This is a genomic window from Sphingomonas sp. CFBP 8765 (assembly GCF_014841445.1).
Classification (GTDB): Bacteria; Pseudomonadota; Alphaproteobacteria; order Sphingomonadales; family Sphingomonadaceae; genus Sphingomonas; species Sphingomonas aerolata.
The window spans coordinates 42,579-60,553 of the sequence record NZ_JACYTY010000003.1 but is presented as its reverse complement, the minus strand read 5'-3'; the positions used below and the strand labels follow the sequence as shown (position 1 = coordinate 60,553).

Here is a 17,975-nt window from a genome sequence, read left to right as displayed (position 1 = left end):
CCCCGCCGATCGTCCACGGACTCCGCACTCTTGACCGGCCTCGCCCACAAGGCACCGCCGCATGTCGTGGCGCCCGCCGATCCATTGTCGCCCGATGAGCTGCACCGGATGGACGCCTATTGGCGTGCCGCCAATTATCTGTCGGTCGGCCAGATCTATCTGCGCGACAACGCATTGCTCGAACGCCCGCTGACGATCGCCGACGTCAAGCCGCGGCTGCTCGGCCACTGGGGTACGACGCCGGGGCTCAACTTCCTCTACGTCCACCTCAACCGGCTGATCGTCGCGCACGACCTCGACATGATCAACATCATCGGGCCGGGGCATGGCGGGCCGGGGCTGGTCGCCCACACCTATCTCGAGGGCTCCTATACCGAGCGCTATCCCGCGATCGAGCGCAGCCGGTCGGGCATGCACCGGCTGTTCCGGCAATTCTCCTGGCCGGGCGGAATCCCCAGCCATGTCGCGCCCGAGACGCCGGGATCGATCCACGAGGGGGGCGAGCTCGGCTATTCGCTGGCGCACGCCTATGGCGCGGCGTTCGACAATCCGGACCTGCTGGTCGCCTGCGTGATCGGCGATGGCGAGGCGGAGACGGGCGCGCTGGCGGCGAGCTGGCATTCGAACAAGTTCCTCAACCCCGCGCGCGACGGCGCAGTCCTGCCGATCCTGCATCTCAACGGGTTCAAGATCGCGAACCCCACGATCCTCGCGCGGATCGACGAGGACGAGCTCGACGCGCTGCTGCGCGGCTATGGGCATGAGCCGCTCTATGTCGGCGGCAGCGACCCCGCGCTCGTCCACCAGCAGCTCGCCGCCGCGCTCGACACCGCGCTGGCGAGGATCCAGGCGATCCAGGCCGCGGCACGCACCCCCGGCGCGACGCCCGAACGCCCGCGCTGGCCGATGATCGTGTTCCGCACGCCTAAGGGATGGACCGGCCCGAAGACCGTCGACGGCAAGCCGGTCGAAGGCACGTGGCGCGCGCACCAGGTCCCGATCGCCGACTTCAAGGACCCCGAGCATCTGCGGCTGCTCGAAGAGTGGATGCGCAGCTACCGTCCCGAAGAGCTGTTCGACGCGACGGGCAAGTTCCTCGACATCTACGCCTCGCTCGCGCCGACCGGGCATCGGCGGATGGGGTCGAACCCGCATGCCAATGGCGGCGAGACGATGGTGCCGCTGTCGCTGCCCGACTTCCGCGCGCATGCCGTGCCGGTCGACGCGCCGGGCACGGTCATGGCCGAGGCGACGCGGGTGTTCGGTCGCTATCTGCGCGACGTGATGAAGCTCAACATGCCGAGCGTGAACTTCCGCCTGTTCGGCCCCGACGAGACCGCGTCGAACCGTCTCGCCGATGTCTATGACGTGTCGGGCAAGGTCTGGATGGCTGAGGTCGAGGCGGTCGACGAGCATCTGACCGCCAACGGCCGCGTGATGGAGGTGCTGAGCGAGCATCTGTGCCAGGGCTGGCTCGAGGGCTATCTGCTCACCGGCCGCCACGGGCTGTTTTCCTGTTACGAGGCGTTCGTCCACATCGTCGATTCGATGGTCAACCAGCATGCCAAATGGTTGAAGGTGACGCGCGGCATCCCGTGGCGGCGGCCGATCGCGTCGCTCAACTATCTGCTGACGTCGCATGTCTGGCGGCAGGACCACAACGGCCTGTCGCATCAGGACCCGGGGTTCATCGATCACGTCGCCAACAAGACCGCAGGGGTCACGCGGATCTATCTGCCCCCCGACGCCAACTGCCTGTTGTCGGTCGGCGACCATTGCCTGCGCAGCCGCGGCTATGTGAACGTCATCGTCGCGGGCAAACAGCCCGAATGGCAATGGCTGGGGATCGACGCGGCGGTGCGGCACTGCACCGCGGGTGCCGGGATCTGGGACTGGGCGGGCGACGATGCCGAGCCCGATGTGGTGATGGCGTGTGCGGGTGACGTGCCGACGCTCGAGACGCTGGCCGCGGTGACGCTGCTGCGTGCCTATGTCCCCGATATCCGGATCCGGGTGGTCAATGTCGTCGACCTGATGGTGCTGCAGCCGCGATCCGAACATACGCACGGCCTCGACGAGCGCGAGTTCGATGCGCTGTTCACGCGCGACACACCGGTGATCTTCGCGTTCCACGGCTATCCGGCGATGATCCACAAGCTGACCTACCGCCGCGCCAACCACGCCAACATCCATGTCCGCGGCTACGAGGAAATGGGCACGACGACGACGCCGTTCGACATGGTCGTGCTGAACGATCTCGACCGGTACCGGCTCGCGCTCGACGCGATCGAGCGGATCCCGCGGTTCCGCGACCGCGTCCCGCGCGAAACCGCGCGCTACTGGACGACGATGGAACGGCACAAGCTGTACATCGCCGAACAGGGCGACGATCTGCCGGAGGTGCGCGACTGGCAATGGGCGCGCTGATCCTCGCGCTGAACAGCGGGTCGTCGACGGTGAAATACGGGCTCTACGCCGTCGACCCGGACCCCGCGTTGCTCGTCGGCGGGACGATCGAGACCGCCGACGGTCACGCTTCGGTCCTCGACGCGCTCGACGCCGCGTTGCGGGACAGCCCGGCGCCAAGCGCGATCGGCCACCGGATCGTCCATGGCGGCCCGCATCGTACCGCGCATTGCCTGATCGACGATGCGGTGACCGCGGATCTGGTCGCGGCCTGTGCGTTCGCGCCGCTGCATGGTCCGGCGGCGCTCGCACTGATTGCGGCCGCACGTGCGCGCTATCCCGGGATGCCGCAGGTCGCCTGTTTCGACACCGCCTTCCATGCCGATCTGCCCGATGTCGCGCAGGTCCTTCCGATCCCGCGCCGATACCGTGCGAGCGGGGTGCGGCGGTACGGCTTTCACGGCCTGTCGTGCGAATCGATCCTGGCGCAGCTCGGGGGCGGCGTGCCGTCGCGCCTCGTCATCGCGCATCTCGGCAACGGGGCGAGCGTCACCGCGGTGCGCGACGGGCGATCGGTCGATACCAGCATGGGGCTGACGCCATCAGGCGGGGTGACGATGGCCACGCGGACGGGGGATATCGACCCCGGCATCCTGCTGTACCTGCTCCGCGAGACCGGGCTCGAGGCTGATGAACTGGCGACGATGATCGATCACGATTCGGGAATGGCGGGGATCTCGGGATTGTCGGGGGACATGCGCGTGCTGCGCGCGGCGGCCGGGAGCAACCCCAATGCCGACCTCGCGATTCGGATGTTCGAGCGATCGGTCTGCAAGCAGATCGCAGCGATGGCTGCGACGCTCGGGGGGCTCGACCTTCTCGTGCTGACCGGCGGGATCGGCGAACATGACCGCGCGACCCAGCAGGCGATCGGTACCGGCCTGGCATGGCTGCCGGGCATGGCAATCCGGATCGTCGCCTCGCGCGAGGATGACGAGATCGCCCGTCATGCCGCCCGTCTCAGCCAGGCGGCGATCGGCCCACCCTCACGCTGACCCCATCGATCCGCGCGGCGTCCTTAGCCGGCGAGCGTCAGCATGGCGGCCGCGATCGCCGCGAGCAGCGCACCGTCGGTGGTCGCGCGGTCGAGGATCCGGTCACCCTGACGGGCCGCCGCGGCGATCAGGTCCGGCGACGGCACCCGCCCGTCGAGCAGGATCGCCCGGCCAGCCCAGCCCAGGCCCCGCATCGCGGCGAGCGCCGCCATGCCGTCGTCATCCTGCCCCGCGAGCCGGGGATCGGAGAGATCGAGGATGATGCACGCATGGTCGCGCGATGCCGGATCGGACACCAGGGCCGCACAGCTTGCATAGGACCGTACCCGATAGCGTTCGGACAGTAGCAGGATCTGCCGCGCGCGGCGTCGCGCGGGATTGCCGTCGACCAGCGAGATACCCGGGCTGGTAGGCAGAAACGGGGCCGGTGGAGTCATCGTCGATCCTTGTCGGATCTTCGATGACAGGACCCGCGGACCCGGTCTGTACGTAAAACACGGGGGGGCGCTCAGGCCGGGTCGGCCGTCTCGCCCAGACCCGCGGCAAAGGCGATGCGCAGCACGTCCGACAGGCTGCGCGCCATCAGCTTTTCCATCAGATTGGCGCGGTGGACCTCGACCGTCCGCGTCGCGATGTCGAGATCGAACGCGATCAGCTTGTTCGGTCGACCCAGCACCATCCCGTCGAGCACGTCGCGCTCGCGCGGGGTCAGCGCCGCGAGCAGGACGCGGGCGATCCGCGCGGCCTTGGCGAGTGCAGTCTCGATCGCCGCGAGCAGGGTCGCGCGCTCGAACGGCTTTTCCAGAAACTCGATCGCCCCCGCCTTGATCGCGCGCACCGCGAGCGCGACGTCGCCGTGCCCGGTCAGCATGATCACGGGCAGGGCTATGCCCCGCTGCGCCAGCGTCGCCTGGACCTCGAGCCCGTCAATATCGGGCATCCGCACGTCGAGCAGGACACAGCCACGCGCCTCGCGCGTCACGTGCTTCAGGAACTGCGTGCCCGACACATGCGTCTCGACCGCATAGCCCGCCTTGCGCAGCAGGAAGCCGACCGACTGGCGGATCGCGGGATCGTCGTCGACGACGTGCACGACGCGGCTGGTCTCATCCATCGACAACATCCTGTGTGGCGAGCGGTATCGTGAAGTGGAAGGCGGTACCGGCGGGGCATGTCGGTTCGACCCAGATCCGGCCGCCATGCGCCTCGACGATCGTCCGACAGATCGACAGGCCAAGGCCCATGCCGTCGCTCTTGGTCGTTGAGAACGCGTCGAACAGGCGCTCGCGGATCGCCGGATCGATGCCCGCACCGGTATCGGCCACGCTGATCCGCACCCAGCCTTCGCGATCCGCCAGCGTCGCGATCGTCAGCCGCTTGTCGGGTGCGCAGGCCATCGACTGGATGGCGTTGCGGATCAGATTGACCAGGACCTGCTGGATCTGGATGCGGTCGACGCGCACCAGATCGGCGCCCTGGCGGATATCGGTGGTGACCGTGATCCCCGCCTCGTGCGCGCCCAGCAGCCCCAGGCTGATCGCCTCCTCGACGAGCGCGGCGAGCGGTTCGACGCGAAGCGCGGTGTCGCCGCCCTCGACGAACGCGCGCAGCCGCCGGACGATCGTGCCGGCGCGCAGCGACTGCGCCGCCGCGAGCTCGAGCGCCTCGGCGATCTCCGCCAGCAGCGGCGACGGCGCGTCGCCGATCATGTCCCGCGTCGCCTCCAGATAATTGGCGATCGCGGTCAGCGGCTGGTTGATCTCATGCGCGAGCGTCGATGCCATCGTGCCCATCGCGCTGACCCGCGAGACGTGGACCAGCTCGGCCTGCAGCTCCTTCAGCCGGCGCTCGGTCGCCTGGCGCTGGCTGATGTCGCGGATGAAGCCGGTGAAGATCCGCTCGCCCGCGATCGACGCCTCGCCGACCGCGAGTTCGATCGGAAAGACCTCGCCATTCTTGCGCAGCCCGTGTTCGAGCCGGACATTGCCGATGACATGCCGCACCCCGGTCCGCCGGTAGGTGTGCAGATGCGCGTCATGCGCAGCGGCATTCGCGGGCGGCATCAGCATCGCGACGTTGCGGCCGATCACCTCGTCCGTTTCATAGCCGAAGACGAGCGCGGCGGCGGCGCTGAACGATACGATGACGCCGTGTTCGTTCATTACGATCATCGCATCGGGGACGGTGTTCAGGATCGAGCGCAGATGATGTTCGCGCCGCAGGATCGCGGCCTCCGCCGCCTTCTCGTCGGTGATGTCACGGATCACCTTGCCAAAGCCGCGCAGCGCGCCCGCGTCGTCGTGCAGCGCGGTGATCGTCACGCTCGCGAGAAATTCCGATCCGTCCTTGCGGACCCGCCAGCTTTCCTCCTCGATCCGGCCACCGGCATGCGCGCGCTCGAGATCGGCGCGCGGCTTGCCCGCCGCGACGTCTTCGGCCGGGTAGAAGATCGCGGCATCGCGGCCGATGATCTCGGCCTCGGTCCATCCCTTGATCCGCTCGGCGCCCCGGTTCCAGATCGTCACCCGCCCCTGCGGGTCGAGCATGTAGATCGCATAGGTCGTCGCCGCGTCGATCAGCAGGCCGAGTTCCTCCGCCAGCACGGCAGGACGTCCGGCAGCCGCGTCGCCCATGTCGGACGGATGCGCGATCATGCGGGTGGGGCGGCCGGTCGGGCTGGGCGCGTGCGGTTCATCGGGCTCTGAGCCTTGTCCGGCGGTCGGGTCCGATACGCCGGCGGCCAAGATCATGGTCGCCGGTACGGGGCCGGCCTGCATGATAGACCAGAACCGCCGCACCGGCCACCGCCGGCCGATCGCATGCCGCTGTGACCAGAACGGGTCAGGCGGGCGGCGATGCCAGCGTCAGTCGCAGGATCATCGCCGAGGGATCGCCAGGGCAGGGGGCGGCCGTCCAGCCGCGCTCGCGCTCCATGTCGATCGCCTGGTGATTGTCGCGGCTCTCGATCGATTCGAGCGTGCGGAGGCCCTTGGCCCGCGCGAACATCGCGACGTGATCGAGCAGGACCCAGCTGATCCCGCGCCGCTTGAAATCGCTGCGGATCGCGACCGCGACCTCCGCGCGCAGCCCGTCGTCATCGCCGACCAGCATCGCGGTCGCGAGGATTTTGCCGCTGCCGATCTCGCAGGCAAGGAAATGCTCGCTATGCTCGTGATCGACTCGCAGCAGCGCGAGCAGCTGCTCGTGCCCGACATGGTTGATCGCGCTGAGGAACCGGAAGCGCAAATCCTCCTTGCCGACATGCGTGAAGAAGTCAGCCAGCGCCGCCTCGTCATCCGGCGTGATCGGGCGGACGTGAAACGCGTAGCCGGTCCGGGTCGTCAGATCCGCGCTCCAGTCGGTGGCCGGCGCGGGGAGGGTATCTGGCGAATCGGTGTTGCGGGCGGCATCGGCCATGCTGGCATCCTTCCACGGGGTGCACGCCCTCGAAAATGAGGACGGCCCCGGGTAGCGCCCGCTCGCCCGTCGCTGCACCGTCGGGAAACACGTAGCGACACGGTTGCCGCACACACGAATGCCGCGGTGTACTACGTCCCAGCGATGTCGGAATGGGTAGACTTGGTGACCCCTACGAGAATCGAACTCGTGCTTACGCCGTGAGAGGGCGTCGTCCTAACCGCTAGACGAAGGGGCCGTGTAGTCGAGCCGCGCTCCTACGGAAGCGGGGCGCGGGCGTCAAGGCGGTGCGGCGGCAAAATCGCGCGAGGTGCACGTTTTGCCGCCGGATCGTCTTGGCGGTCGTCGTCGTCAGGCAGCGACCTTCTTGCGCTCGGCCATTTCGGCGTTGAGCATTTCGGCCAGAAGAAACGCCATCTCAAGGCTTTGGCTGGCGTTCAGGCGCGGATCGCAATGCGTGTGATACCGGTCCGCCAGGCTCTGCTCGGTGACGTCGACCGCGCCGCCGGTGCATTCGGTGACGTTCTGCCCGGTCATCTCGATATGGATGCCGCCGGCATGCGTGCCCTCGGCGCGGTGCACCGCGAAGAAGCCGCGGACCTCGGCGAGGATGCGCTCGAACGGGCGTGTCTTGTAGCCATTGGCCGCCTTGACGACGTTGCCGTGCATCGGGTCGCACGACCAGACGACGGGATGCCCCGCGCGGGTCACCGCACGGACAAGCTTGGGCAGCGCGGCCTCGATCGAATCATAGCCATAGCGCGTGATCAGCGTCATCCGGCCGGGAATGCGCGCGGGATTGAGCGTGTCGAGCATCCGCAGCAACGCATCCGGCTCGAGGCTCGGACCGCATTTGATGCCGATCGGATTGCCTATGCCGCGCAGATATTCGACATGGCTCGACCCCTCGAATCGCGTCCGGTCGCCGATCCACAGGAAATGCGCGCTCGTGTCGTACCAGTCGCCGGTCAGCGAATCCTGCCGGGTCAGCGCCTGCTCATATTGCAGCAGCAACGCCTCGTGGCTGGTGTAGAAATTGGTTTGAGCGAGCTGTGGCACGGTTTCCGGATCGATTCCGCAGGCCGCCATGAACTCGAGCGCCTCGCCGATCCGGTCCGCCGTCTCGGCATATTTCTTCGACCAGGGGCTGCGGCCCATGAAGTCGTGCGTCCAGCGATGCACCTGATGCAGGTTGGCATACCCGCCCTGCGCGAAGGCGCGGAGCAGGTTGAGCGTCGCCGCCGACTGCGAATAGGCGCGGATCATCCGCTGCGGATCGGGCGCGCGCGATTCGGCCGTGAAGGCGATGTCGTTGACGTTGTCGCCGCGATAGCTCGGCAGCTCGACGCCGCCGATCGTCTCGGTATTGGCCGAGCGCGGCTTGGCGAACTGGCCCGCCATGCGGCCGAGCTTCACGACCGGCAGCTTGGACGCGAAGGTCAGCACGACCGCCATCTGCAGGATGACGCGGAAGGTATCGCGGATGTTGTTCGCGCTGTGCTCGGCAAAGCTCTCGGCGCAGTCGCCGCCCTGGAGCAGGAACGCCTTGCCTGCCGCAACCTCGGCGAGACTCGCGGTCAGGTTGCGCGCCTCGCCGGCGAAGACGAGCGGCGGAAACGTCGCAAGCTGTGCGGTCGCGGCGTCGAGCGCGCCAGCGTCGGGATACGAGGGGAGCTGGCGGGCTTCGTGCGTGGTCCAGCTGTCGGGGGCCCAGTTCGCGGCCATAATTGTTCGTCCGATTGGTGAATTCGAGGCGCGGCCATGCGCCGAATCGGCTTTTGGCGCAATCAAGTAAAGCTTGCAGGCGGACGAGTACCGAACCCAGGGCTTGGCTGATCGCAGCGATCCGGTCGGTCGCGGGTTGCCCGAGATTGTATAGAAAGCGCTTCTCAATGTCGGGCAGGTTTGGCACAGGGCGATGATGGATCTTCCCTTGCGAATTATCATTGCATTTTCGATCGTTGGCGTCGGTGTCGCGATCGGCGTGCCCGTCCTGATCATGATGATGAAGCGCCGCCGTCGCGACACGCGCCGCCGTCGCGGGATCAAGGACTATAACAGCCCGAACAACGGCACCGCGCGCAGCTGATCGTGCGACCGCCGGTGCCTGCCACCGACGCTATCGTTCAATAGCCCGCGCCGAGATCGGCGACGTTTCGCATCGCAGACCCCGCGCGGTACGCCTGCAGATTGTCGAGGAACAGCGCCGCCCCGCGCTGGAACATCCTGGTCTGGCTGCGACCTGACAGATGCATCGTCAGGATCGTGTTCGGCGCGGACCATAAGGGGTGATCAGCGGGCAACGGTTCGGGGTGCGTCGGATCGAGGAACGCCCCGCCAATCTGTCCCGAACGCAAGGCGGCGAGCAACGCCTCGTCATCGATCATGTCGCCGCGCGCGATGTTGATCAGCCAGCCGCTGTCCTTCATCGCGGCAAGCTCGCCGCTGCCGATCAGCGTCTTGGTCGCATCGGTCGAGGGCGCGGCCAGCACTACCCAGTCGAACTCCCCGAGACGGTCGCGCCAGGCATCGGGCGTGAGCGTCGCGTCGCGCCCGGTCCGGGTCACGCCGGTGACGTCGACGCCAAAGGCCGCGAGCCGATCGCCGATCATCGCGCCGATCGTGCCATAGCCAATGACCAGCGCGCGCGTGTCGGCAAGCTCGATCTTGCCCGGCGCGTCCTTCAGCCAGACATGGTCGGCCTGCGCGCGGAGGACGGTGTCGAGGCGCTTGGCGGCGACGAGTATCCCCATCACCGCATATTCGGCGACCGCGACCGCGTTGATGCCCGCACCGTTGGTCAGGATCACGCCCCGGTCGTGCAGCCATGCAAGGGGGAAGGCGTCGAGTCCCGCATAGATGGTCGACACCCATTTCAGCTGCGGCCCGGCGGCGCGAATCGCGTCCGCCACCAGGTGAGTCGGCTGCATGTCGACCCAGGCGATGTCCGCATCGGCGATCGCCGCATTCGCCTCGCCCGGCGTTGCAAACCATTCGACGTCGAGATCGGATGGCAGATGCGGTTCGAGCAGCGGACGGGCGGCGGCGGGGAGGACGGCTTTCATCCCCGCCTCTGTACCGCGCTTCGGGTGCGACGCCAAAGCGCGGAGTCGTCTCCGCCGCCAATCAGCTGATCCGCCAGTCCCAGCCGAGCGGATCACCGTCCATCACCTCGACCCCGGCGCTGGCGAGGTCGTCGCGGATCGCGTCCGACCGCAGGAAGTCCTTCGCGGCCCGCGCGGCGCGGCGCTCGGCAAGGCGTTCGTCGACGGCTGCGGCGTCGAGCGTGGCCGAGGCCGGGCGGACGCGCAGATCCTCGCGGCGCAGGGCTGCGAGATCGAGTCCCAGCACCGCATCGAAATCGGCCAGCGCGGCGAGTCGGTCGGCGGGCGACAGTCGCTTGTCCGCGAGCAGTTCGTCGAGGACCGGCAGGGCGCGCGGCGTCGCAAGGTCGTCGCAGACCGCGATGTCGAGTCGATCGCGGTAGCCGGCGAGCAGCGCGCGGACGGCGTCGGTCGCGGGTTTGGCGGGATCGCTCGCCGAATTGCCTGGGGCCGCCCGGTCGCGCAACGCCTGCACGGTGAGTGCCAGCCGCTTCAGCCGCGTCGCCGCCGCCGCCAGATTGTCCCAGGAGAATTCCAGCTCGCTGCGATACTGCGCCTGCAGGCACATCAGCCGATAGGCGAGGGGGTGGAAACCGCGATCGATAAGCGTCTGGAGCGTCGTGAACTCCCCGCCGGATTTCGACATCTTTCCCGAGCGTTCGACCAGGAAGTTGTTGTGCATCCACAGGTTCGCGCCGGTATCCGCGCAGCCGCAACGCGCCTGATTCTGCGCAATCTCGTTCGGGTGGTGGATCTCGCGGTGGTCGATGCCGCCGGTGTGGATGTCGAACCGCGGCCCCAGATATTTCTGGCTCATCACCGAGCATTCGAGATGCCAGCCAGGCGCACCGCGTCCCCAGGGCGAGTCCCACTCCATCTGGCGCATCTCGCCCGGGGCCGATGTCCGCCAGATCGCGAAATCCTGCGGGTGGCGCTTGCCCGCGACCGGATCGATCCGGCTCTCTCCGGCATCGTCGTTTGACCGGGCGAGCCGGCCATAATCCGGGACCGTGCTGGTATCGAAATACAGGCCGTCCTCGAGCACGTAGCAATGCTCCGGCGCGATGGCCTCGGCAAAGGCGATCATCTCCGCGATATGGTCGGTCGCGAGCGGGAAGCGCGTCGGCGTGCGGATGTGGAGGTCGATCAGGTTGCGTTTGAAGGCTTCGGTGTAATGTCTTGCGATCGCCCAGATATCCTGCCCGCTGGCGCGCGCGGCGGCCTCCATCTTGTCGTCGCCCGCATCGGCATCCGAGGTCAGGTGGCCGACATCGGTGATGTTGACGATGTGCGTTAGCCCAAAGCCCTTCCACGTCAGCGTCCGCGACAGCGTGTCGGTGAAGACATAGGCACGCAGATTGCCGATATGGGCATAGTTGTAGACGGTCGGTCCGCAGGAATAGAGCCCGACATTGGCGGGATCGATCGGCGCAAACGGCTCGAGCCGGCGCGTCAGGCTGTTATACAGGGTCAGGGCATGCGTGGTCATGCGCGGCTCTTAGCGCTGGCTTGGCAGGCCCGCAAACCGCCTCCCGACGTGAACCCCGACACGGACCGGGCGGGTTTGGCTTGAAACAGCGGGCACACGCTGTTAGGGGCTCCCGTTCATGCGGCGCGGACTTGTTCGCGACGGCACTATCCATTCGTATCTATTCGACCGGAGCTTAACGGGTTTATGCAAATCATCGTCCGCGACAACAACGTCGACCAGGCCCTTCGCGCGCTCAAGAAGAAGCTGCAGCGTGAAGGTGTGTATCGCGAGATGAAGTTGCGCCGCCACTACGAGAAGCCGTCGGAAAAGCGCGCTCGTGAGCGTGCGGCTGCGATCCGTCGTTCGCGCAAGCTCGAGCGCAAGCGCGCCGAGCGCGACGGCGCACGCTAAGCTTCGCCTGCAGTAGGAACCCTCGGCTGCACGCGTAGCCAGGGTTTTGGGGGCCGCGTCACCGCGGCTCCGATTACGAATTCTACGGCACGCGCGGCGCTCCGGCGTGACCAGATGACCCGGGGTTTGTCCGATGTCGACCGTCACCGCCGTTCCGCTGCAGCCGACCAAGCGCAGCTATCTGATCTATCTGTGGCTGGGCATCGCGCTCGCGCTGATTGGGGCCGTCGCGCTTGCGCGCCAGGGTGACGATCCGCTGACCCGCAACGGGCGCGCCAAGGGCGTCGTCACGACCGCGTCGGGCCTCCAGTACAAGATTCTGACGCCGGGCAAGCCCGGTGCCGCCAAGCCGACCGATGCCGATGTCGCGCTGGTGAATTACGAGGGCAAGCTCCTCAACGGCACCACCTTCGACAAGTCGCAGCAGCCGACGCCGCTGCCCGTCACGGGTGTGGTTCCCGGCTTCTCCGAAGCGCTCAAGCTGATGCCAAAGGGCGGCAAGTACCGCTTCTGGCTGAAGCCTTCGCTCGGCTATGGCGACAAGGCCAGCGGACCGATCCCGGCCAACTCGACGCTCGTGTTCGACGTCGAACTGCTCGACTTCCTGCCGCAGAGCGTCGTCCAGCAGATGCAGGCGCAGCAGCAGATGCAGATGCAGCAGGGTGCGCCGGGCGCCGGCGGCGCGGTACCGCAGCCGCGCTGATCGCCTCGTCGGGCGGTTCGCCGCCCGACCCGCCGGACTCGGCACCATGATACAGGGCCGTCCGTGACTGATCGTCGCGGGCGGCCTTGTTATGTCGGCGTGACGCGGATCATGCAGGGTTCGGCCGACGCGCCCGGTGACGCCTCGGGTCATCTCGCGCCCGCCTGCCTTGGCCAAGGGTGGGTGCGCCGCGTCAGGGGTCAAACACCATCCGGCATTAGAGCGGCATGGTGGATCATGCTCGACCGCCGGAATTCCTGTGCAGGCCTCAGTCCCGCGGATCGTCGCAATCTATCGTCGATCCCGGTGGCACGCGGTGGCTTGCGCAGCGGTGCAAGACGGGGAGGGGCGCTGGAGTTTCGCCGCATCCGCCCCGGACCCATCTGCGGCAGACAAAAAAATAGCGGCCCGAAGACCGCTATTTTCCAGAACTGAGCCTAGGCTTAGTTGCTGTCGCTGTCGTCGTCGTTATCGGCAACGATAACGATGCCGCCGACAACGGCTGCTGCTGCGAGGACTGCAACGATAACGCCGCCGCCTGCAACCTTGTTCTTCTTCGCGGTAACCGAACCGGCGCGAGCCGACTTCGAGACCGAAAGGCTTGCTGCCGAATTAACCGGTGCTGCCATGGCCGGAGCAACTGCCATCGTGGCTGCTGCTGCGGTCAGGAGATACTTCCCAAGACGCATGATGAACTCCCTTTGTGCTCGTCGCGTAGGTCTTTGGCACGAAACCTGACCTTGCGCAACCGAGGTAACTGGAACGGTACGGAAGAGTTCCATACTGTTGCGAGCGGGCAACATGCCCTGATCGCCCTGGGGGTATACCCTATTGTAGTAAGACGAGAAGGCATAGTTTTCAGGATTCGAGAGAATTTTCCGACGAGCCGGGGCGGGGTGCCGTCTGCAACGTCCATGTGCGATCGCCCTCGATTCCCAGCGCAGTCAGCCGACCGGTCGCATAGGCGCCCGTATCTATGCCGATACGATGCGCCATCGTCTGGACCTCTTCGATCACCGTGTGGCCATGGACGATCATCTTGTCGAGCGGGCTGCGATGATCGAGAAAAGGATCGCGAATCCAACGCAGATCCGAACCGCGCTGGTCTGCGAGCGGCGTTCCCGGACGGACGCCCGCATGCACGAACGCATAGTCGCCGATCGTGATCAGATCCTCGAAGCCCGCCAGGAACGCGCGATGCGCCTCGGGTACGAGCTGCGCGAGACGCTGCACCAGCTCCTCGTAATCGAGCCGCTCATATTCCGCCGCATCCATGCCATAGCTCAGCACCGTCTCGCGACCGCCGATCCGGCAGAAGAGGCGTAGCGCCTTGGGCTCGCCGTCGAGCGCGCCGAGGAAGATCTCCTCGTGATTGCCCTGCAGGAAGCGCACGTCGGCGCGCGCCGCGGCATAGCCGATCAACCGATCGATCACCGCGGCCGAGCCCGGACCCCGATCGACGATATCGCCCAGGAAGATGACCGTCGTCTCCGCCGCACCGCGCGCCGCATCGTCCGCGTCGATCTGCGCGATCAGATCGTCGAGCAGATCGGCACAGCCATGGATGTCGCCGACCGCATAGACGCGCCGGCCTTCAGGGATCGAGCAGGACCGGCCCGCGGATCGCGGGGCCTTGGACCGAAAGAATCTTGAAATCATAAAGTCTATATCCGTTGGCACCGCACATAGAGGCTCGGGCGCGCCGTCGCAACGCGGCGCGGTTCGTCGACTCCTGCGCGAGGGTGGATGGCGTGCGGCTGAAAGCCGTCTATCAGGGCTGCATGTCGATCGTCATGCGTCTCCTGCCCGCAGTCCTGCTAAGCGCAGGTGCGGCCTCCGCGGTTCCGCCGCCGTCCGTCTCCCTCGCCGGCACCACCGCCGCCCCGGCTGCAGCACCCGCGGAGGCCCCGCCCAGGGCATTCTTCGAAGCACTGCGCGCCGCGGATCTGCGGCTGGCGACGATCGGATACCGACTGACCTCCGCCAATGCGGCGTTGTGCGATCGTCTTCAGCCGCAGATCGGCATGCCGATCCATGCGCTCAACCAATATAGTGCGGAGGCCAGGCCGAATGCGATCGGCGTGTTCGGGTTCGAAACGCTGCTGGGGGTCGAGGCGGTGGTCGCCGACGGACCGGCCGCGCGCGCAGGCGTCCGGTCGGGGGATTCGATCCAGCTGCTCGCGGGCAAGCGGCAACCCGGGATCGGTGCCGCGGACACCGCGGAAACCCCCGCCGACCGCGACGCCGCCGAGGCGCTGATCGCAGCGCAGCCGCCCGGCGCACCGATCGCGATGACGGTCCTGCGCGACGGGCGCGCGGTCACGGTCTCGATCCCGGCTGTCGCGGGATGCCGCTCGCGATTCGAGATCCTGCTCGGCAGCGGCCTCGATGCGAGCGCGGACGGCGCGGTCGTCCAGATCGGCGAGAAGTATTTCGAAGGCTATAGCGATCCGGAGATCGCAGTGATCGTCGCGCACGAGCTGGCGCACAACATCCTGCGCCACCGCGACCGGCTCGACGCCGCGAAGATCAGCCGCGGGCTGATGGCGGAACTCGGCCGCAACGGCCGGCTGATCCGCCAGACCGAGGACGAGGCGGACCGGCTCAGCATCTATCTGCTCGCCAATGCCGGCTATGATCCGCGCTCGGCACCGCAATTCTGGCGCGAGAAGGGCGGCACGATCGACGGCGGCCTCTTCCGCAGCCGCACCCACGCCTCGTCCAAGGCGCGGGCGACTGCGCTCGACGCCGCCGTCCAGGACATTGTCCGCCGCCCCGAACGGCCGATCCTGCCCGCCGACGTCCTCGCGCTGCGGACCCAGCCGCTCCGCTAGCCGGCCAGTCGCGCCGCCGGCTGTGCGGGGCTGCGCGGCTGGTCGGGCCAGATCCCGCGCGTATCGAGCACCGTCTTCTCGCTGCGCTCCTCGAGCGGGATCGAACGGAAGACGTCGTGATCGACCAGCACGACCATGATCGGGCAGGTCTCGATCGCGGTGTCGACGTCGATCAGGGTCGCACCCGTGCCGTCGAAGGCCGGTGGCAGCGCCGCGGCATAGGGCTCGACGATCCGGACCCGATCCCCGAAGCGATTCGCGACCGCCAGCGCGACCTTCATCGCCGGGCTCTCGCGGAAATCGTCGATATTGGCCTTGAACGCGAGGCCCAGGCACGCGACCGGCGCGGTCGGATCTGCAGCGATCATCGCAGCCACTTGCGCGATGACGTGATCGGTCTTGCCGTCATTCACCTCGCGCGCGGTGCGGATCAGCGGCGTCTGGTCGGGCGCGGCATGGACGAGGAACCAGGGGTCGACCGCGATGCAATGCCCGCCGACACCGGGGCCGGGCTGCAGGATGTTGACGCGCGGGTGGCGATTGGCGAGCCGGATCACCTCCCAGACATCGACGTTCATCGTGTCGGCGATCAGCGACAGCTCGTTGGCGAACGCGATGTTGACGTCGCGAAACGCATTCTCGGTCAACTTCGTCATCTCCGCGGCGCGCGCGGTCGTGGTGACGCACGCGCCGCGCACGAACCGGCGGTAGAAGGTCAGCGCCTTGCGCGCACAGCGCGGCGTGATCCCGCCGATGACGCGGTCATTGTCGATCAGCTCGACCAGGATCCGTCCCGGCAGCACGCGTTCGGGGCAATAGGCGATCGCGATATCGGCCTGGTCGCGGGTCCGCCCGGGCACGCGCAGATCGGGGCGCAAGGTCGCCAGCAGGTCGCGGACCTTCTCGGTCGTCCCGACGGGGGAGGTCGATTCGAGGATGACGGTATCGCCGGGTTTCAGCACCGGCGCGATCGTCGTCGCGGCACCCAGGACATAGCTGATGTCGGGCGCATGCGCGGCGTCGAACGGGGTCGGCACCGCGATCACGAAGACGTCGGCGGGCTCGACCGTCATCGCCGCGCGCAGCGTACCGCGCGCGACCACGCCCGAGACCAGACCGTCGAGATCGACCTCCTCGATATGCACGCGCCCCGAATTGATCGTCTCGACGACGCGTTCGGTCACGTCGACACCGAGCACGCGCGCGCCGGTCCGCGCGATGATCGCCGCGGTGGGCAGGCCGATATAGCCCAGTCCCATGACGACGACGTTCAGTTCAGTATCGGAAAGCATGACGGATGATCCTCAACGATGGGCCGGTGCGCTGGCGACCGGCTGGGCCATGGTCTGGGCGATGGTCTGGGCGATGGTCTCGGCGATCCGGGCCGCAGCATGGCCGTCGCCGAACGGATTGTGCGCGCGCGCCATCGCGGAATAGGCCGCTTTGTCGTCGAGCAGCGTGAAGATTTCGGAAACGATGCGGTCCTCCGATGTCCCGACCAGCTTTGCGGTACCCGCCTCGACACCCTCGGGGCGCTCGGTCGTCTCGCGCATCACCAGCACCGGCTTGCCGAGCGCGGGCGCTTCCTCCTGCACGCCGCCCGAATCGGTCAGCACGATCTCGGCCAGCCCCAGCGCGCGCACGAAGCTCGGATAATCGAGCGGCGCGATCCGCGCGATATCGGGCTGGTCGCCGAGAATGCGGTCCATCACCGACACGACATTCGGGTTGGGATGCACGGGAAAAACGACCGCGACGTCATCGCGCGCCGCGATCCGCGCGATCGCCCGCGCGATCCCGGCCATCGCGTCGCCGAAATTCTCGCGCCGATGGGTCGTGACGAGGATGATCCGCTTGCCCGCACAGTCCGCCACGACCGGGTCGAGCGCAGCGCCGAGCGCCGGATCCGCCGCCACCCGCGCATGGGTCCAGTGCAGCGCGTCGATCACCGTGTTGCCCGTGACGTGAATCGTCGAGGGGGCGATATTCTCGCGCAGCAACGCGTCCGCCGCAGTCTGGGTCGGCGCGAAGTGGAGCGCGGCGATCGGCGCGACGATCCGCCGGTTCACTTCCTCGGGCCAGGGATGATGGATGTCGCCCGAGCGCAGCCCCGCCTCGACATGCGCGACCGGGACCTTGCGGTAATAGGCGGCGAGCGCGCCGGTCATTGCAGTGGCGGTGTCGCCCTGGACGACGATCATGTCGGGCTGCTCGGCGTCCATCACAGCGCCCAGCCCGACCAGCAGCCGGGCGGTCAGCCGATCAAGCGTCTGCCCCGGCTCCATCAGGTCGAGATCGATATCGGGGGACAGCCCCGCGATCGCGAGCACCTGGTCGAGCAGTCCGCGATGCTGTGCCGTCACGCAGGTCCTGACGACCAGCCCCGGCTGCGTCTGCAATGCCCGGATGACCGGGAAGAGTTTGATCGCTTCGGGGCGCGTCCCGAAGATGACGAGTATTTTTGACATGGAACCCGCCTACACCCCACGTCTTTAATGACGCGCTAACCGCCGCAGTTGATTTGCCGAGTCCGTTCGGCGGCTTTATGCACCCGCAACGATCTGCACCCGCAAC

17 protein-coding genes and 1 tRNA gene are annotated in these 17,975 nt (G+C 67.4%); 6 read left to right on the top strand and 12 right to left on the bottom strand.

Annotated features, from left to right (window positions below; all coding sequences use genetic code 11):
• The first annotated feature begins 30 nt into the window (after nt 1-30).
• Nucleotides 31-2,427, top strand: a complete 2,397-nt coding sequence (locus IFT87_RS08805) for a phosphoketolase family protein (protein ID WP_197975205.1) — start codon at nt 31-33, stop codon at nt 2,425-2,427.
• Entirely contained in the window at nt 2,415-3,461 is a 1,047-nt protein-coding gene (locus tag IFT87_RS08800; protein WP_037529194.1) for an acetate/propionate family kinase, read from the top strand. The genes IFT87_RS08805 and IFT87_RS08800 overlap by 13 nt, the downstream gene beginning before the upstream one ends.
• Nucleotides 3,462-3,484: 23 nt before the next feature.
• Here the strand turns inward: IFT87_RS08800 and IFT87_RS08795 are convergent, their stop codons facing one another.
• The 6 genes from IFT87_RS08795 to IFT87_RS08770 form a co-directional block, all read right to left on the bottom strand.
• Complete coding sequence (locus IFT87_RS08795) at nt 3,485-3,898, bottom strand: response regulator (RefSeq protein WP_192008235.1); 414 nt, start codon at nt 3,896-3,898, stop codon at nt 3,485-3,487.
• A 71-nt stretch (nt 3,899-3,969) separates the two neighbouring features.
• A complete protein-coding gene (locus tag IFT87_RS08790) occupies nt 3,970-4,575 on the bottom strand; it encodes a response regulator transcription factor (RefSeq protein WP_192008234.1) in 606 nt (201 codons plus the stop codon).
• Nucleotides 4,568-6,211 (bottom strand): PAS domain-containing sensor histidine kinase, encoded by a 1,644-nt coding sequence (locus tag IFT87_RS08785; RefSeq protein ID WP_249403286.1) that lies wholly within the window; start codon nt 6,209-6,211, stop codon nt 4,568-4,570. Before IFT87_RS08785 ends, IFT87_RS08790 begins: the two co-directional genes overlap by 8 nt.
• Before the next feature lie 91 nt (nt 6,212-6,302).
• Complete coding sequence (locus IFT87_RS08780) at nt 6,303-6,878, bottom strand: GNAT family N-acetyltransferase (protein ID WP_084215166.1); 576 nt, start codon at nt 6,876-6,878, stop codon at nt 6,303-6,305.
• Between the two features lie 163 nt (nt 6,879-7,041).
• A tRNA-Glu gene (locus tag IFT87_RS08775) sits at nt 7,042-7,116 on the bottom strand.
• Nucleotides 7,117-7,229: 113 nt separating this feature from the next.
• Entirely contained in the window at nt 7,230-8,603 is a 1,374-nt protein-coding gene (locus IFT87_RS08770; RefSeq protein ID WP_031441317.1) for a class II 3-deoxy-7-phosphoheptulonate synthase, read from the bottom strand.
• 208 nt (nt 8,604-8,811) lie between these two features.
• Here IFT87_RS08770 and IFT87_RS08765 point away from each other — a divergent pair, with 208 nt between their 5' ends.
• On the top strand, nt 8,812-8,967 hold the full coding sequence (locus tag IFT87_RS08765; protein ID WP_192008536.1) for a hypothetical protein: 156 nt from the start codon (nt 8,812-8,814) through the stop codon (nt 8,965-8,967).
• Nucleotides 8,968-9,004: 37 nt separating this feature from the next.
• On the opposite strand, the gene IFT87_RS08760 is transcribed toward IFT87_RS08765, so the two are convergent.
• Complete coding sequence (locus tag IFT87_RS08760; RefSeq protein ID WP_192008233.1) at nt 9,005-9,943, bottom strand: D-2-hydroxyacid dehydrogenase; 939 nt, start codon at nt 9,941-9,943, stop codon at nt 9,005-9,007.
• Between the two features lie 61 nt (nt 9,944-10,004).
• Nucleotides 10,005-11,471 (bottom strand): cysteine--tRNA ligase, encoded by a 1,467-nt coding sequence (cysS, locus tag IFT87_RS08755; RefSeq protein WP_192008232.1) that lies wholly within the window; start codon nt 11,469-11,471, stop codon nt 10,005-10,007.
• A gap of 186 nt (nt 11,472-11,657) precedes the next feature.
• Between cysS and rpsU the strand changes: the two genes are divergently transcribed.
• Both rpsU and IFT87_RS08745 read left to right on the top strand, forming a co-directional pair.
• Nucleotides 11,658-11,864: a 30S ribosomal protein S21 gene (gene rpsU / locus IFT87_RS08750; protein ID WP_031394635.1), complete on the top strand. Its 207-nt coding sequence runs from the start codon at nt 11,658-11,660 to the stop codon at nt 11,862-11,864.
• A 133-nt stretch (nt 11,865-11,997) separates the two neighbouring features.
• On the top strand, nt 11,998-12,567 hold the full coding sequence (locus IFT87_RS08745; RefSeq protein WP_031394634.1) for an FKBP-type peptidyl-prolyl cis-trans isomerase: 570 nt from the start codon (nt 11,998-12,000) through the stop codon (nt 12,565-12,567).
• A gap of 443 nt (nt 12,568-13,010) precedes the next feature.
• Here IFT87_RS08745 and IFT87_RS08740 read toward each other — a convergent pair whose 3' ends face one another.
• Both IFT87_RS08740 and IFT87_RS08735 read right to left on the bottom strand, forming a co-directional pair.
• On the bottom strand, nt 13,011-13,256 hold the full coding sequence (locus tag IFT87_RS08740; RefSeq protein ID WP_031394633.1) for a hypothetical protein: 246 nt from the start codon (nt 13,254-13,256) through the stop codon (nt 13,011-13,013).
• A 169-nt stretch (nt 13,257-13,425) separates the two neighbouring features.
• Nucleotides 13,426-14,226 (bottom strand): metallophosphoesterase family protein, encoded by an 801-nt coding sequence (locus IFT87_RS08735; protein ID WP_042467448.1) that lies wholly within the window; start codon nt 14,224-14,226, stop codon nt 13,426-13,428.
• Between the two features lie 122 nt (nt 14,227-14,348).
• Here IFT87_RS08735 and IFT87_RS08730 point away from each other — a divergent pair, with 122 nt between their 5' ends.
• The gene (locus IFT87_RS08730) at nt 14,349-15,401 is read left to right on the top strand and encodes a M48 family metallopeptidase (protein ID WP_192008231.1); all 1,053 of its coding nucleotides are present in this window, start codon (nt 14,349-14,351) and stop codon (nt 15,399-15,401) included.
• Here the strand turns inward: IFT87_RS08730 and wecC are convergent.
• Both wecC and wecB read right to left on the bottom strand, forming a co-directional pair.
• On the bottom strand, nt 15,398-16,693 hold the full coding sequence (wecC, locus tag IFT87_RS08725) for a UDP-N-acetyl-D-mannosamine dehydrogenase (protein ID WP_037531160.1): 1,296 nt from the start codon (nt 16,691-16,693) through the stop codon (nt 15,398-15,400). The two genes, IFT87_RS08730 and wecC, sit on opposite strands and share 4 nt — an antisense overlap.
• Nucleotides 16,694-16,705: 12 nt before the next feature.
• Nucleotides 16,706-17,869, bottom strand: coding sequence for a non-hydrolyzing UDP-N-acetylglucosamine 2-epimerase (wecB, locus tag IFT87_RS08720; RefSeq protein WP_052149235.1), 1,164 nt, complete (start codon nt 17,867-17,869; stop codon nt 16,706-16,708).
• Nucleotides 17,870-17,975: the final 106 nt, after the last annotated feature.

Coding starts and splice junctions, on each gene's coding strand:
- IFT87_RS08730 (WP_192008231.1), top strand. CDS start 14,349: ATGTCGATCGTCATGCGTCTCCTGCCCGCAGTCCTGCTAAGCGCAGGT.
- wecB (WP_052149235.1), bottom strand. CDS start 17,869: ATGTCAAAAATACTCGTCATCTTCGGGACGCGCCCCGAAGCGATCAAA.
- IFT87_RS08745 (WP_031394634.1), top strand. CDS start 11,998: ATGTCGACCGTCACCGCCGTTCCGCTGCAGCCGACCAAGCGCAGCTAT.
- IFT87_RS08770 (WP_031441317.1), bottom strand. CDS start 8,603: ATGGCCGCGAACTGGGCCCCCGACAGCTGGACCACGCACGAAGCCCGC.
- wecC (WP_037531160.1), bottom strand. CDS start 16,693: ATGCTTTCCGATACTGAACTGAACGTCGTCGTCATGGGACTGGGCTAT.
- IFT87_RS08800 (WP_037529194.1), top strand. CDS start 2,415: ATGGGCGCGCTGATCCTCGCGCTGAACAGCGGGTCGTCGACGGTGAAA.
- IFT87_RS08735 (WP_042467448.1), bottom strand. CDS start 14,226: ATGATTTCAAGATTCTTTCGGTCCAAGGCCCCGCGATCCGCGGGCCGG.
- cysS (WP_192008232.1), bottom strand. CDS start 11,471: ATGACCACGCATGCCCTGACCCTGTATAACAGCCTGACGCGCCGGCTC.
- IFT87_RS08790 (WP_192008234.1), bottom strand. CDS start 4,575: ATGGATGAGACCAGCCGCGTCGTGCACGTCGTCGACGACGATCCCGCG.
- IFT87_RS08795 (WP_192008235.1), bottom strand. CDS start 3,898: ATGACTCCACCGGCCCCGTTTCTGCCTACCAGCCCGGGTATCTCGCTG.
- IFT87_RS08740 (WP_031394633.1), bottom strand. CDS start 13,256: ATGCGTCTTGGGAAGTATCTCCTGACCGCAGCAGCAGCCACGATGGCA.
- IFT87_RS08785 (WP_249403286.1), bottom strand. CDS start 6,211: ATGATCTTGGCCGCCGGCGTATCGGACCCGACCGCCGGACAAGGCTCA.
- IFT87_RS08760 (WP_192008233.1), bottom strand. CDS start 9,943: ATGAAAGCCGTCCTCCCCGCCGCCGCCCGTCCGCTGCTCGAACCGCAT.
- rpsU (WP_031394635.1), top strand. CDS start 11,658: ATGCAAATCATCGTCCGCGACAACAACGTCGACCAGGCCCTTCGCGCG.
- IFT87_RS08780 (WP_084215166.1), bottom strand. CDS start 6,878: ATGGCCGATGCCGCCCGCAACACCGATTCGCCAGATACCCTCCCCGCG.